15 protein-coding genes are annotated in these 13,735 nt (G+C 53.7%); all 15 read left to right on the forward strand.

Going from position 1 to position 13,735, the window contains the following annotated elements; all coding sequences use genetic code 11:
- The first annotated feature begins 440 nt into the window (after positions 1–440).
- Positions 441–818 (forward strand): nucleoside triphosphate pyrophosphohydrolase, encoded by a 378-nt coding sequence (locus VV088_RS06030; protein WP_334599875.1) that lies wholly within the window; start codon positions 441–443, stop codon positions 816–818.
- A gap of 10 nt (positions 819–828) precedes the next feature.
- Positions 829–3,096 (forward strand): DEAD/DEAH box helicase, encoded by a 2,268-nt coding sequence (locus tag VV088_RS06035; RefSeq protein ID WP_334599876.1) that lies wholly within the window; start codon positions 829–831, stop codon positions 3,094–3,096.
- A 326-nt stretch (positions 3,097–3,422) separates the two neighbouring features.
- Positions 3,423–4,973, forward strand: a complete 1,551-nt coding sequence (istA, locus tag VV088_RS06040) for an IS21 family transposase (RefSeq protein ID WP_161845261.1) — start codon at positions 3,423–3,425, stop codon at positions 4,971–4,973.
- Complete coding sequence (locus VV088_RS06045; RefSeq protein ID WP_334598923.1) at positions 4,973–5,758, forward strand: ATP-binding protein; 786 nt, start codon at positions 4,973–4,975, stop codon at positions 5,756–5,758. The genes istA and VV088_RS06045 overlap by 1 nt, the downstream gene beginning before the upstream one ends.
- Complete coding sequence (locus VV088_RS06050) at positions 5,751–5,951, forward strand: hypothetical protein (RefSeq protein ID WP_334598924.1); 201 nt, start codon at positions 5,751–5,753, stop codon at positions 5,949–5,951. Before VV088_RS06045 ends, VV088_RS06050 begins: the two co-directional genes overlap by 8 nt.
- 489 nt (positions 5,952–6,440) lie before the next feature.
- The gene (locus VV088_RS06055; RefSeq protein ID WP_334599877.1) at positions 6,441–6,632 is read left to right on the forward strand and encodes a hypothetical protein; all 192 of its coding nucleotides are present in this window, start codon (positions 6,441–6,443) and stop codon (positions 6,630–6,632) included.
- Between the two features lie 256 nt (positions 6,633–6,888).
- The gene (locus VV088_RS06060) at positions 6,889–7,017 is read left to right on the forward strand and encodes a hypothetical protein (RefSeq protein ID WP_334599878.1); all 129 of its coding nucleotides are present in this window, start codon (positions 6,889–6,891) and stop codon (positions 7,015–7,017) included.
- 86 nt (positions 7,018–7,103) lie between these two features.
- The gene (locus VV088_RS06065; RefSeq protein WP_334599880.1) at positions 7,104–8,039 is read left to right on the forward strand and encodes a DUF932 domain-containing protein; all 936 of its coding nucleotides are present in this window, start codon (positions 7,104–7,106) and stop codon (positions 8,037–8,039) included.
- A 78-nt stretch (positions 8,040–8,117) separates the two neighbouring features.
- Positions 8,118–9,062 (forward strand): YqaJ viral recombinase family nuclease, encoded by a 945-nt coding sequence (locus tag VV088_RS06070; RefSeq protein ID WP_334599881.1) that lies wholly within the window; start codon positions 8,118–8,120, stop codon positions 9,060–9,062.
- Between the two features lie 15 nt (positions 9,063–9,077).
- Positions 9,078–9,866: a hypothetical protein gene (locus VV088_RS06075; RefSeq protein ID WP_334599882.1), complete on the forward strand. Its 789-nt coding sequence runs from the start codon at positions 9,078–9,080 to the stop codon at positions 9,864–9,866.
- Between the two features lie 78 nt (positions 9,867–9,944).
- Complete coding sequence (locus VV088_RS06080; RefSeq protein ID WP_334599883.1) at positions 9,945–10,487, forward strand: hypothetical protein; 543 nt, start codon at positions 9,945–9,947, stop codon at positions 10,485–10,487.
- Between the two features lie 2 nt (positions 10,488–10,489).
- On the forward strand, positions 10,490–10,891 hold the full coding sequence (locus tag VV088_RS06085; RefSeq protein ID WP_334599884.1) for a DUF3846 domain-containing protein: 402 nt from the start codon (positions 10,490–10,492) through the stop codon (positions 10,889–10,891).
- Complete coding sequence (locus VV088_RS06090) at positions 10,872–11,255, forward strand: hypothetical protein (RefSeq protein ID WP_334599886.1); 384 nt, start codon at positions 10,872–10,874, stop codon at positions 11,253–11,255. Before VV088_RS06085 ends, VV088_RS06090 begins: the two co-directional genes overlap by 20 nt.
- A 163-nt stretch (positions 11,256–11,418) precedes the next feature.
- Positions 11,419–11,631 carry a hypothetical protein gene (locus VV088_RS06095; protein WP_334599887.1) on the forward strand — a complete coding sequence of 71 codons (213 nt, stop codon included), beginning with the start codon at positions 11,419–11,421 and terminating at the stop codon, positions 11,629–11,631.
- 17 nt (positions 11,632–11,648) lie between these two features.
- The gene (ligA, locus tag VV088_RS06100; RefSeq protein ID WP_334599888.1) at positions 11,649–13,682 is read left to right on the forward strand and encodes an NAD-dependent DNA ligase LigA; all 2,034 of its coding nucleotides are present in this window, start codon (positions 11,649–11,651) and stop codon (positions 13,680–13,682) included.
- Positions 13,683–13,735: the final 53 nt, after the last annotated feature.

Raw genomic sequence — 13,735 nt, forward strand, 5'->3', positions numbered from 1 at the left:
TGATGGTTCCTGTTGTGGTTTTGCAAACTGTCGCCGTCAATCTTGTCAGTATGCTAACGCCTATCGGAAACCCGCAGAGTCTATAGCAGCTCGTCTCCGGGCACGAAGTCCTGGCCGGCGTTGCCGCCAGCCAGGTGATCAGTAATGTTCCGGCTGCGTTGCTGCTCTCTGGATTTACAGGGAATCTGTCCACACTGATCATCGGCGTCAACTTGGATGGGCTAGGAGCGCTGATCGCATCCATGGCAAGCTTGATCTCCTATAAGCTCGTTGCACGGGAGGAAAGCCAGACTAAAGGAGCATATTTCCGGTACTTTACGGCGGAGAATGCTTGTTTCCTGGTGGCCCTCTTGGTGCTTACAATGGTTTTGGGTAGGTAAATTTGACGAAATGTGTTGAGAAGTATCGAGCATTGTGATAAAATGGAAGCAACTCATATCATGAGTTGCTTGAACGGGTGTTCAGCGCAACAATCAAAATCTATGGGGGAAACCCAAATGCCAAATCAAACATATCAAAAACTTGTTCGGGATCGAATCCCTGAAATCATCCGGGCAGATGGAAAAATTTGTATCACAGAGGTACTGTCCGAAACTTGCTACCTGGAAATGCTGGATTCCAAGCTGGCTGAGGAGCTGACAGAATATCAGGAGAGCAAATCGCTGGAAGAACTGGCGGATTTGCTGGAGGTCATGCGTGCCGTGGTGCGGGCCAAAGGCTGGACCTGGGAACAGCTGGAACAGGTACGGCAGGAAAAGGCCGCCAGACGAGGCAGCTTTGATGAGAAGATTCTTTTGAAAGAAGTCAGAGAAAGATAAGGTGACCCTGATGACGGCATACCACTCTGCCTCCGGCAGTTCTGCGGAAGATCTGTTTATTGAGCTATTCAGTGAAGCTTTCGGCGCGGAAAAGGCAGGATATCTCTACTCTCAATACCATTTCTATGACATCTATCAGAACAGTCGCTACGCTGATTTTGTGCTGGAGAGCGGCTTGCGCAGGGTTGCCATCGAAATTGATGATGAAGCTTCTCACAATAAACAGCTGGTGTCATCCGGAAAGTTCTATGATGATCTGCTGAAGCAGAACAGTATGGTCTATTTAGGCTGGGATGTGTACCGCTGGGCGGTGCGGCAGATGCAGATACAACCGGAGACCGTTAAAGATGAACTGCGCATTTTTCTGGGCAGTCATCCGCAATTTAAGGAGATAGAGGACTATCTTCCTCAGCAGCGGGGCAAGGCTTTGGATGGAACTGATCTGGAGTTGAAGGAACACCAGGTCGCGGCACTGAAATCATTAGATGAGATGCGCTCTAACAGTGAAACGATTGCCCTTTTATACCATGCCACTGGAACTGGAAAGACAGTGACAGCTGTGATGGATGCCAAACGCTGTGGTGGAAGAACGCTTTTCCTGGCCCATACTCAGGAGCTGGTCAACCAGGCTGCCGAAACCTTCCGTAAGCTGTGGCCCAGTGTAACTGTTGGCCGGTATATTGAGAGCATGAAACAGCCCAATGCCCACGTGGTCTGCGGCAGCGTGCAGAGTGTGGCGCTCCATCTGGACAGTTTCAAAGATGATGCTTTTGAATACCTCGTTGTGGATGAAGCCCATCATGCGGCGGCGGACACATACCAAAAGGTACTCTCCTATTTCAAGCCGGCCTTTACCCTTGGCCTGACGGCGACACCAGAGCGGATGGATGATCAAAGCATCCTGGAAATTTTCAAAAATACCGCTCACAAGTTAGATATTCAAACCGCCGTGGAAATCGGAGAGCTGGTGCCCATCCGATGTATCCGCATTCATACCAACATCGATTTGAGTAAAGTTCGCTTCAACAGTGTGCAGTATAATATCCGGGATCTGGAAAGTAAAATCTATGTTCCGGAGCGCAACCGACTCATTGTGGATACGTGGCTTCAGTATGTCCGGGGCAAGCGCACGGTAGTATTCTGCGCTTCGGTAAAGCACGCCGAGCAGATCGCTGAGATGTTCCGTGACCAGGGCATTCAAGCATCGGCAGCCTCCGGCAGCATGAAGCAGTCAGAACGAAAAGAATTCCAGGACAAGTTTGTCAACAGGGAGATTCAGGTCTTATGTGCCTGCGACCTGCTCAATGAGGGGTGGGATTGTCCGGAAATTGAAGTGCTGTTCATGGCACGGCCCACTATGTCTAAGACACTGTATACCCAGCAGCTTGGCCGAGGAATGCGGCTGTATGAGGGGAAAGAGAGTCTGATGGTCTTTGACTTTGTGGACAACGCAAGCCAGTACAATATGCCCCAGTCCCTCCACCGTCTGTTCAAGCTGAAGGAGTACAGAGCAGCCCAACTGGCTGTGGCCCCCAGTGTGCAGAAGGCAGCAGAAGCGGAGCTATACGCCAGGGGGGAAAAGCCGGAGGCGCTGATCGACTGGCCGGTGAGTGTCACAGACTACGAGCTGGTAGATATCTTCAACTGGCAGGAAGAGGCTGAGGGAATGATTTCTCAGATGGAGTTCGTCCGCAGAGTGGATGTGCAGACCGAAACCATCGAGCGTTATGTCCGGGAAGGCAAGCTGGTGCCCGATTTGGTGGTGCCCATGAGCGAGCACCGCACCTTCAAATATTTCAAAGAGGAGACGCTTGCAAAGTGCGCTCAGCAGTATAGATGGACGCTGATTGACGACTCCAACCGGAAGGATATGTTCATGGACATGATACGCCAAATGGATATGAGCTACTCCTACAAGCCGGTATTGATCAAAGCTATCCTGCTCTATGCCGATGAACGGGGACGGATCAAACTGGAAGACATCGTCTCTTATTTCAGGTCCTACTATGAGAGCCGCCGATCTGCCGGGCTGACTGTAGAGAAGAAAAACAGCATCTTTGCAAAGGGCGGCTACACCGACAAGGATGCCGAGCGGAATATCCTGGCTAACCCTTTCAAACGGTTTGAGGATATGCAGATGCTTCGGCACACCAAAACTTTGGGCATTGTTCAGGTGGATGAGTCAGTGTGGAAGCGGCTGAGCAAAGATGAAAAAGTTGAAATCGAAGTGATTTGTGATGAGAAGTTGGATGCATATTACGAGAGGTTCTCCAAGTAAGGATATATGCTTGCTTGATATACATAATTTGAATCTGCTTACCTTCTTTTGCCCAAGCGAGCAAAATGGCAGGAAAAATCATGCAAAAATCTATGTATCAAAATATAATATTTGTCAAATCGGACAGTTAAACTTGTCGGTTTTCCAATGAACCTCTGCCAAAGTAGCCATTGCAGGTCTGCATACACCGGACCAGCAGCTCCATCTGCACGGAATTTTAGCCCCACCCTGCCGGAAGGGAGCCCCACTCCACGAAAGTAAAGAAAGGGACCTGTATAATTGGCGTAGCACAGGAAACTGTGACTATATCAATTGGAGGTCCCACCATGCCAAACTATCTGGAGATCTTGAGACTGGATAGCCTCAACCACAGCCAACGAACAATCGAATCAACGGTACATTGTTCGCGGCACACCGTCCGCAGCGTTCTGCAAGCAGCAAAGGAGAAGCAAATCGCGTGGCCGCTGGATGATGACATCACCAACGCAGAGCTGGAGGAGATTCTGTTCCCTGGTAAGTATAAGAGCGGGTGCCGGTATGTGGAGCCGGACTATCCGTACATTCACCGGGAGCTGGCGAAGCCTGGGGTGACCATGGCGCTTTTGTGGGAGGAATACTGCCGGAAGTGCCATGAGGCTGGGGAAACGCCGTACATGAGCACGCAGTTTGGGGACAAGTACCGGAGGTGGGCGCGGGTGACGAAGGCCACCATGCGCATCCAGCACAAGCCGGGAGACGCCATGCAGGTGGACTGGGCGGGCGATACCCTTCCGGTATATGATCTGGTAACCGGTAAACAGAGCCCGGCGTACTTGTTCATGGCCGTGCTGCCGTGCAGCTGCTACACCTATGCGGAGGTCTGTGAGGACATGAAGACAGAGAACTGGCTGTCCTGCCACGTCCATGCCTTCCAGTATTTTGGCGGTGTGACACGGCTGCTGATTCCGGACAACTGCAAGACAGCCACTACGGCTAACACCCGATACGAGACTGTGCTCAACCGCAGCTACCAGGAGCTGGCCGAATACTACGGCACGGCAATCGTTCCGGCTCGCGTCCGCAAGCCCCAGGACAAGAGCGCAGCGGAAGCATCTGTGCGTTTTGCCCAGACATGGATCATTGCGGCGCTGCGTGAGCGGAAGTTCTTCTCCATCCGCGAGATGAACGAGGCCATAGCGGAAAAGCTGGAGGAACTGAACAACCGCCCGTTCCAGCGGATGGCGGGCACACGCCGCAGCGCCTGGCTGGAGGAAGAGAAACCGTACATGCTGCCATTGCCTGCTGTGCCCTTTGAAGCGGCTGTCTGGTCCGTTGCCAAGGTCCCCAACGATTATCTGGTATCTGACGGCAGGAACAAGTACTCTGTGCCGTACAACCTGATTGGCGAAAAAGTGGATATTCGTGTGACAAAGACTGCGGTGGAGGTATTCTACCATGGCAGTCGTGTCGCCAGCCACCGCCGCTTGCAGACGATCCAGCGCGAGCCGCTGGTAAAGCTGGAGCATATGCCGCTGGCGCACCAGAAGTATCTGACATATAACGCCGGCGATTTCAGCCGCTGGGCCATGTCTGTGGGACCCATGACGGAGAAGGTGATCCAACACTTCCTGACCTCCGGGACAGCCCCGGAGCAGGGCTACAAAGCCTGTGCCAGCCTGACAAAGCTGGGAGAGCGCTATGGCAGAGAGCGTCTGGAAAACGCCTGTGGGCGGATCCTTGCGTACAGCGCAGCGCCCTCTGTCCGCAACATTAGCAGCCTCTTGAAAAACGGCCAGGACCGGCCCGCGAAAGCAGCCCCGCAGGACAAGCCCAACGATTCCAACCGCTTCGGCATTACACGCGGAGCCTCCTATTTCCGGAAGGGAGGCGAGGGCTGATGGTACTCCAGGCAACCATTGACATGCTGGTTGGAATGAAGATGACCGCCATGGCGGCGGAGCTGTCCAGCCAATTACAGGACTCCTCATTCAATGAACTCGGCTTTGAGGACCGGCTGGGGCTGCTGGTGACTGCCGAGTGGAACCGCCGCCAGACCAACACGGTGAAGCGGCTCATTCACAACGCCCACTTCGCCGCCCCGTTCGCTGCGGTGGAAGAGATTTCGTACTACGAGGACAGAAAGCTGGACAAGGCTCAGATGCTGCGCTTCTCCACCTGCAAATTTGTGGACGAGGGCCACCACATCATCCTCAAAGGCGCTTCCGGCAACGGCAAGACATACATTGCCTGCGCCTTGGGCAACGCCGCCTGCCGCCGGTTCAAGAAGGTCCGCTATGTCCGTATGCCGGAGCTCCTCGACGAGCTGAGCATTGCCCGCAGCGGCGGCGAATTGAAGAAGTGTCTGGCCTCCTACAAGAAGGTGGATCTACTCATTCTGGACGAGTGGCTCATCCGGCCGCTCTCCCCCCAGGAGTCCTATGACCTGCTGGAAATCGTGGAGGCCCGCTGCCAGCGCTCCATGATTTTCTGCACCCAGTACCAGTCTGAGGGCTGGTATACACGCATTGATCCCAATCCTGACTCCGGCAGCCCCGTTTCCGAGGCAATCATGGACCGCATCATCCACAACGCCTATGAGGTCCTGGTTGAAGGCCGCGTCTCCATGCGGGAACGTAATGGCCTGAAGTCTTCCCGCGCCAAAGGCGCTGAGCAGGATGCCTGACTGCCCCTTCAATCCCTCCGATTCCCCCTGTGACCTTGAATTGGATTTGATGATCCTGCGTGAAGCGGAACGGGAATCCTTGGAAATCTTCTATGCCATGCGGGAGGAATTACACTTTTACCTGAATCGCACTCAATTACTGGAGACTGTTTTGACTGCCAACGGTATCCCCATCCCCGACTGCGATCACTGATCCCTGGCTCTGCCCGCCGCCTCGGCTGGCAGGGCCTTTCCTCTAAAACTGCTCGTGGAATAGTGGGGCTCCTTTCCGGCAGGGTGGGGCTAATACTCCGTGCAGACGGGGCTCTCGGTCCGGTATATGCAAGGTCGTGATTGTTGATCCAATGTCCCTTGAAATTGCTGTGGAGCAAAGCCGTATGAGCCATAAGCGTAAGTATATATTTTAAAATAGGATAAAAGGATATCTGTGCCTTAACTGGTGCAAAGGTCCTTTTTGTTTGTACTTATTTGATATTTTCAATCAAAATCTGGAAAGGAAGATCCCATCATGAAGAAAAAAGTCACAGAACTGGCACTCACCATCAACAGGCACAGTATGGCGCTGGCCTTCCGAAGCGGAATCCCACCCAAAGGCAGGAGTAAGCTGATCGTGCCATATAGCGTAGATCAACTATAGTCTGCAAAGGGAGCCCTGGCTAACCTCAAGAGAGTTACCCGAAGTTTGGCAGCTTCCACCCACAAGCTGGTTATGGAGGTTACGGCCCTTTCCCAAGCGGCAAAGATCAACGGCGGCGGGAAGTTTTCGGATATCAATGCCATTATGCAGCAGGTATTGGATGAGAGCACCCATTCCTACTCCACAGGAGGCGGTACAGATGAAAGTGAAGAAACTAATTGGGCATCCCTGTGCTGAGTGTCCGTACAAGCTGGGCTTGGTACATACAGTAGTCAATCCCTGTCCTCGGTGCAAAGCGAACGGCTACCAGACATTCGAGACATTCCAGAAGCAAGCGATAGGAGATGGCTCAACCTCTGAGCATGAGAAAAGGTAAGGCTGTACTATTGAATTGCAAGGGTGCCTGTGTCGGGTGTCCTTGTTTTCATCGCATCATGCCCTGCGTTAGCGATATATTCTACCTGTAGCACAATAAGAAATGGAGTGATCTGCATTGTCCAAGAAAAAGATTCTCAAAGCAATCCTGCTCGCCCTCTCTGTCCTGCTGACGGCGGCACAGAGCACAGATGGAAAGGAGAAACCCGCGAAGTTCAACGATGACCCTGACACATACTCGGAATAGAGGGCTTCCCGTGTGGGAGGCCCTCTATTTCTCTGTCCGGCATGGGCTGAGTGCAGCCCACTAAATCAAATCTAGGAGGTACAATTATGCCCGCTAATGTTAAAACCATGTTCTACGTCCGTGAAAAGCCCTGGCATGGCCTGGGTACTGAGGTGCAGGAGGCCCCTACCTCCGCTGACGCTCTGATCTACGCTGGTCTGGATTGGGAGGTCATTCAGAAGAACGTCTACTCCGAGGATGGCTCCTTGATCGCAGGGTACAAAGTGAACACCCGCAGCACCGACAGCGCCGCCCTGGGTATCGTCAGTGACCGCTACAAGGTTGTCCAGAACGAGGACGCTTTCCAGTTCACCGATGATCTGCTGGGGGCTGGCGTGACCTACGAGACTGCCGGGGCCTTACAGGGAGGGCGCAAGGTCTGGATGCTGGCCCGGATGCCTCACCGCTACATCATCGCCGGGGACGAGATCGCGCCCTATCTGGTCGTGATGAACAGCCACGACGGCAGCAGTGGTATCAAGGTTGCCATGACCCCCATTCGGGTTGTCTGCCAGAACACCCTCAACTTGGCTTTGGACAGTGCCAAGCGTATCTGGACTACCAAGCACACCGAGAACGTCATGCTCCGTGTCCATGAGGCCGAGGAAACCCTGGGACTGGCCGAGAAGTACATGGGTGAGCTGGGCCGTGGCATTGATACCCTGTCCAGGATCAGGCTGACCGATAAGACGGTCATGGACTTCATGAATGAGTTCTTCCCCGTCACCCTGGATATGCCCGATGTGCAGCGCAAGAACAATCTTCGTCTGTTGGAGGACATGAAGCGGCGGTACTGGGAGGCTCCCGATCTCTCCAACGTAGGAAAGAACGGCTACCGCTTCGTCAATGCCATCAGCGACTTTGCCACCCATGCCGATCCCATCCGCAAGACCAGGAACTACAACGAGAACCTGTTCCTCCGCACTGTCGAGGGCAATCCCATGATCGACAAGGCGTACAAGATGGCACTGGCGGCGGCGTGATGTTCTATGGCAAATAGGGAGCGCATGGCTACAGGCTGTGCGCTCCTTATTCTATTTCAATGAAAGTGAGGTTATCATATGCCTGCAAAAGTATTGGTATCTACCGAGAATATGCCCTATGCTGACTGGTTGGAGTACCGAAAGCAGGGTATCGGCGGTTCGGACGCATCCGTGGTCTGTGGGATCAGCCGATACAAGTCCCCTGTGGAGCTGTGGCTGGATAAGACGGGTCAGCTCCCGCCCCAGGAGGCCGGGGAAGCTGCCTACTGGGGTACGCAGTTGGAACCCTTCGTTCGGGCCGAGTTCACCAAGCGCACCGGGATCGAGGTGATCCACACCATGCAGCTGCTCCAGAGCGAGGAACATCCCTTCATGCTGGCGAACCTGGACGGCATCTGTGATGTCCCGGATGTTGGGAAGTGCATCTTCGAGGCCAAGACCGCTTCGGCGTATAAGGCCAGCGAGTGGGAGGACACCATCCCAGACGAGTATATGCTCCAGGTGCAGCACTACATGGCCGTCACCGGGTATGCCGGAACCTACATCGCCGTTTTGATTGGCGGCAACACTTTCAAGTGGAAGTTCGTGGAGCGTGACGAGGAATTGATTTCTATGCTCATTGAGCTGGAATCCAACTTCTGGCATCATGTAGAGGAGCTTACCGTTCCGCCGCTGGATGGCTCCACTGCCTCTGCCAAGTTCCTTGCTGACCGCTTCCATGACAGCATCCCCAAGTCTCACATCACTTTGCCCGACACTGCCGCTGATCTGCTGGCCCAGTATGATGAAGCCTGTGAGCAGTTGGAGATCGTCACCGAGCGGAAGCAGAAGGCCGAGAATCTTCTGAAGGAGATGATGGGCGAGAATGAGGTTGGGACTACTGGTGATCGGATTGTCACCTGGAAGAGCGTGTCCCAGGAGCGGCTTGACAGCAAGACCTTGAAGGCCGAGCATCCCACTCTCTACAAGAAGTATGCCAACAAGTCATCCTACCGCCGCTTTACCATCAAGGCGGCGAGTTAATTTAGGAGGTTCATTATGGACAACACGAAACTGAAAGGCCGTATGAGCGGCAAGATGCAGGAGTTGCAGCAGTCCGCCGAAAATCAGAACATCACCGTTACCTCTGCGCCGGAAACTGCCATAGCCCCGGTGGATTCCACCTATCTGGCCCTGACCAACAACGCCCTTGACATCATCCGGGCCAACTTGAAGAGCCAGCCGTTGACGCTGGATCTCTTCGACATCGTGAAGTCGCCCTCCGGCGGTTCCACCGTGTTTGAGGTTCCGGGGTTGGCGGGGAACGAGGCCGCCATGGAGCTGACGGGCATTGTGCTGGACTACACTACTCCCAGGGCCTATTGGGATACCCCTGATCCGGTGGAGGGTACGCCGCCTGTCTGCATGAGCCAGAACAGCATCATCTCCCACGATGGGAAAGCCTGTGCGCACTGCCCCTACAATGACTTTGGTTCCAGGGATGGGGAAAGCAATGCCAAGGCTTGCAAGGAATCGGTGCTGCTGTTCCTGCTGCGGCCCAACAGCATCATCCCTCTGCTGGTGCGTGTCCCTGTGACCAGCAAGCCCAGGTTTCTGAAATACTCCACTCGACTGCTGAGTACCTTAACGCCGATCTCCAGCGTGGTCACGAAGATCACTTTGGAGAAGGCCACCAGCAAGCAGGGTAAGCCCTACGCCCTGTTCAACTTCCAGACGGTCAGCACTCTCAGCCCGGAGGAGGCAGCTCAGGCGAAAGCGTTCGGCCAGCAGTTCATGGAGATCGTGAACGCTGCCCAGATGGTGCCGGAGCTGGCGCAGGCCAGCTAAGATAGGATACGCTATGATGGCCCGGTGTCCCTGCCATACGGCGGGGATGCCGGGTCATTTACTTTTGGAGGAATGTCTATGAACTATAGCGAGATAAAGCAGATCTTCCGTGAACTGAAAGCTACTTCTCCCAAGGATGATCTGACGGCACACATCATCTTCACCGAGGACAGCTTTGCCACACGGTATCCGTTGTTGAGCCGTACCTATCGTTTCAACAGCGACAACAAAGGGTTCCGTCCTCGTATGTTCAGCAACTCCATCTTTGCCTACTGCCTGGACGAGACCTCCGATCAGGGGGTCCGGCTGGACTGGTACATGGCCGAGGAAGGGAATCCTGGCGGCTGGAAGGTCGAGGACTGCTACATCCTGGAGCAGATGCGGGATGTGGCAGCTATTCCCAACCTGACCAGCACAGGGCAGGGTGACGGGACTGTCTGCTACTTCTTCGGCAATACCTGTATCCGTGTCCATGAATCCTACGAGGATGGAAAGGTTCACCTGGAGCCTGTGCGTGGGGATCAGACCGCTTGCGGTGAGTGGGTGGAGCTGCCTGTTGACCGAGTATATGGCTACTGCACCCTGCTGGAACGGCACTTGAACAGCGAGGCGAGGGCATGAGTATGCGTGTGTTAGTAATTGAACCGGAACGCAGACCAGAAGTGAGGGAAATCGATGATTCCCTGAAGGCGATGCAGCAGATCGTAGGCGGCTTGATTCAGCCTATCTACCTGGATGATTCTGTAGCCTTGGTCTGCAATGACGAGGGTAAGCTGATGAATCTTCCGCCGAACCGTGGGCTACGGGACAGGAACGGGCAGATGTACGACATTGTATTCGGTACGTTCTTCCTGTGTGGTGCTCCTGCTGATAGTGACCACTTTACCGACCTGACCCCGGAGCAGATCGAGCAGTATCAGAAGCTGTTCTACACTCCAGAAATGTTCTGGGGCATGGATGGACACATTGTCTGTATTCCAATAGAAGCAGATCGGGAGGTGGCCAATGATGGAAGACATATCTGAAAGCCGAGCTGTCAGACTGAGTTGGGATAAGGTTTGCGGCATCGTGTCAAAGGAGATCGAGGAGATCCTGGGAGTTCGTATCCAGTGCAGGATTAACGTGGCAGCAAGTTCGTTCTGGGATCTGACGTTTATCAACTACCGACTGCCTCTCCCAAAGCTCTGTCAGCTCCTACAGGAGACACAGGCCACCCCGGAGGATTGGGAGGACGCTCTACCTGACGAGGGAGAGATAGATGTCAACGGGATCGGGATCGTGCTGGCTGAGAAATTGATCTCCCGGCACCTGAAGCTCACCTGGGAGCACCATCTGATCACCGAGGACAGTTTGTGGCTGGTCGGGGTGACCAAGAATGAAGATCAATGATTCCATGCGGGAACGGCCGGTCAGAGAAGTTTTCGCTAACCGGCAGCAGCAAATGTGTAGTATAGGGATTCACTGCGGAGAAACGCTGCGGTTCGCGAAAAGTTATCTGACTTGCCGCTCCCGCAGCATTTCTCCTGCATTTAATCATCTTTGGAGGTAGAAAATGAAAGTCCAAGCATACATCCACAGTCTGAAAGACATGAAAAGTGACCGCAATGTGTTGGGCGAGGCCGAGATCATCCGCAAGATCGGCGATAACCTGTATCTGGCTGAGTACAACGGCGTCCAATGCACGGCGATCTTCAACCCGTTCGTCAGCAGGTACTTTGTCGATGACCTGTACGGGATTGTGGATGCCAGAAAGTACGCTGATTGAAAAAGGAGAGTGAAAAAGTGCAAAAGCAACAGACAAAACCTGATAGCACCAGTGTCGAGCGGGTCACCGAACTGGTTTCAGTGCTTAACCACTATCGTCACGAATACTACAACCTCACAAAGCCCAGCGTGTCCGATGCGGTTTACGACAAGCTCTTTGACAAACTGGCAGCGTTGGAGCAGAAAACGGGGATCATCCTGAGCAACTCTCCCACACAGACCGTAGGCTATGCTCCTGTGAGTGCGCTGCGGAAGGTCCGGCACAACATTCCGCTCCTGAGCCTGGACAAGACCAAACAGACCGATGATCTGGTTTCCATGATTACCGTGGCTCCGGCTCTGCTCATGCTGAAGCTGGATGGTCTGACCGTCAAGCTCTGTTATGAAAATGGCAAACTGATCCAAGCATCCACCCGTGGGGATGGTGAGGTCGGCGAGGAGGTCACCCACAACATCCCTGCGTTCTGCAACGTGCCATTGAAGATCCCCCACAAAGGGAAGCTCACGATCACGGGGGAGGGCCTGATTCACACTGACGACTTCGAGCAGATGAAGGACTCCGAGGGCAAAGACATCAAAAATGCCCGGAATCTGGCCGCTGGCTCTATTCGGCTGCTTGACCCGTCCGTCTGTAAAGATCGTCGTATCTACTTCTATGCTTTCAACGTCATTGAGGGCATGGATACCCTCGACAGCAACGTAGATAGTCGGGGGTGGCTTCTGGAAGATTTGGAACCTCTCGGCTTTGAGATTTGCCCGTTCATACGGCTAGAAAAGAACGTGTCTCCGGCAGAGATGGAGAACAAAATCCAACATCTAAAGACAGTCGCAACCCTTGAAAAGCTGCCTATTGATGGAATTGTGCTGCGCTATGACAGCATTTCCTACTCCAAGACGCTGGGGAGGACAGGGCATCATTACAAGGATGGTATTGCGTTCAAGTTTGAGGACGATGTGACAGAGACAGTCTTCCGTTCCATTGAGTGGACCCCTGGCCGTTCCGGGGAGATCGCACCCGTGGCTCTGTTTGATCCTGTGGAGATCGACGGCTGCACTGTGTCGAGAGCCAGCTTGCATAACCTGTCCTTTATCAAGGACTTAGAACTGCATCCGGGCTGTCGTATCCTCGTTTCCAAGCGTAACATGATAATTCCCCATATTGAGGAAAACCTTGACCGTGGCCGTTATGCCCCCAGTCTGATCCCGAAACGGTGTCCCTGCTGCGGGAAGCCTACGAGGATCTACGCTCGTTCTGGTGGTAAGGGAGGCCAAGTGGCAACACTCCACTATGATAATCCTGACTGCGGCAATCAGACACTTCGCAAATTCGTTCACTTCGTCGGGAAGAAGGCCATGGACATCTCCGGCCTCTCAGAAGCAACCTTGGACAGATTCATTTCCGCTGGGTTCCTGACTACCTACCACGACCTCTATCATCTGGACAGATACCGCGATCAGATTATACGCATGGAGGGCTTCGGCGTCAAGTCCTATGAAAAATTGCAGGAATCCATCAACGCCAGCAGAAAGACCACCTTTGCACGGTATCTGGTGGCTATGGACATTCCCATGATCGGAAGGACCGCAAGCAGGGCGTTGGACAACTACTTTGGCGGCAACTTGGATGCGTTTGAGAAAGCGGCCACGAGCGGCTTTAACTTTACTACGCTGCCGGACTTCGGCGCAACTCTGAGTGGAAATATCCATCAATGGTTTAGCGTTCCCGACAATCTGGAGCTGTGGAGAACACTCCAGAGAGAATTTACATTTGAAGATAGAAAGGAAAGTATCACCATGGAAAACAAAAACAACGTAACCTATAGCCCTTTCTACGGCTGCACCATCGTCGCTACTGGCAAGCTGGAGCACTTCACCCGTGACGGCATCAACAGCAAGATTATCAGTCTCGGCGCCACCGCCGGCAGCTCCGTGACCCGTAAGACCAGCTACGTTATCTGCGGGGAGAAGCCCGGCAGTAAGCTTACCAAGGCTCGGGAACTGGGCATCCCTGTCCTGACTGAGCAGGAGTTTCTTTCGATGATCTCCGCATAAGTTGTCCGATTGATGGTACTGAGATCACTGAGCAGGCTATCTGCCAAAATCAC

Source organism: Lawsonibacter sp. JLR.KK007 (assembly GCF_036941135.1).
Classification (GTDB): domain Bacteria; phylum Bacillota; class Clostridia; order Oscillospirales; family Oscillospiraceae; genus Lawsonibacter.

What these genes read in the sequence shown, in the direction of transcription:
- VV088_RS06030 (WP_334599875.1), top strand. Translation starts at nt 441, where the DNA reads ATGAGTTGCTTGAACGGGTGTTCAGCGCAACAATCAAAATCTATGGGG.
- VV088_RS06035 (WP_334599876.1), top strand. Translation starts at nt 829, where the DNA reads ATGACGGCATACCACTCTGCCTCCGGCAGTTCTGCGGAAGATCTGTTT.
- istA (WP_161845261.1), top strand. Translation starts at nt 3,423, where the DNA reads ATGCCAAACTATCTGGAGATCTTGAGACTGGATAGCCTCAACCACAGC.
- VV088_RS06045 (WP_334598923.1), top strand. Translation starts at nt 4,973, where the DNA reads ATGGTACTCCAGGCAACCATTGACATGCTGGTTGGAATGAAGATGACC.
- VV088_RS06050 (WP_334598924.1), top strand. Translation starts at nt 5,751, where the DNA reads ATGCCTGACTGCCCCTTCAATCCCTCCGATTCCCCCTGTGACCTTGAA.
- VV088_RS06065 (WP_334599880.1), top strand. Translation starts at nt 7,104, where the DNA reads ATGCCCGCTAATGTTAAAACCATGTTCTACGTCCGTGAAAAGCCCTGG.
- VV088_RS06070 (WP_334599881.1), top strand. Translation starts at nt 8,118, where the DNA reads ATGCCTGCAAAAGTATTGGTATCTACCGAGAATATGCCCTATGCTGAC.
- VV088_RS06075 (WP_334599882.1), top strand. Translation starts at nt 9,078, where the DNA reads ATGGACAACACGAAACTGAAAGGCCGTATGAGCGGCAAGATGCAGGAG.
- VV088_RS06080 (WP_334599883.1), top strand. Translation starts at nt 9,945, where the DNA reads ATGAACTATAGCGAGATAAAGCAGATCTTCCGTGAACTGAAAGCTACT.
- VV088_RS06085 (WP_334599884.1), top strand. Translation starts at nt 10,490, where the DNA reads ATGCGTGTGTTAGTAATTGAACCGGAACGCAGACCAGAAGTGAGGGAA.
- VV088_RS06090 (WP_334599886.1), top strand. Translation starts at nt 10,872, where the DNA reads ATGATGGAAGACATATCTGAAAGCCGAGCTGTCAGACTGAGTTGGGAT.
- VV088_RS06095 (WP_334599887.1), top strand. Translation starts at nt 11,419, where the DNA reads ATGAAAGTCCAAGCATACATCCACAGTCTGAAAGACATGAAAAGTGAC.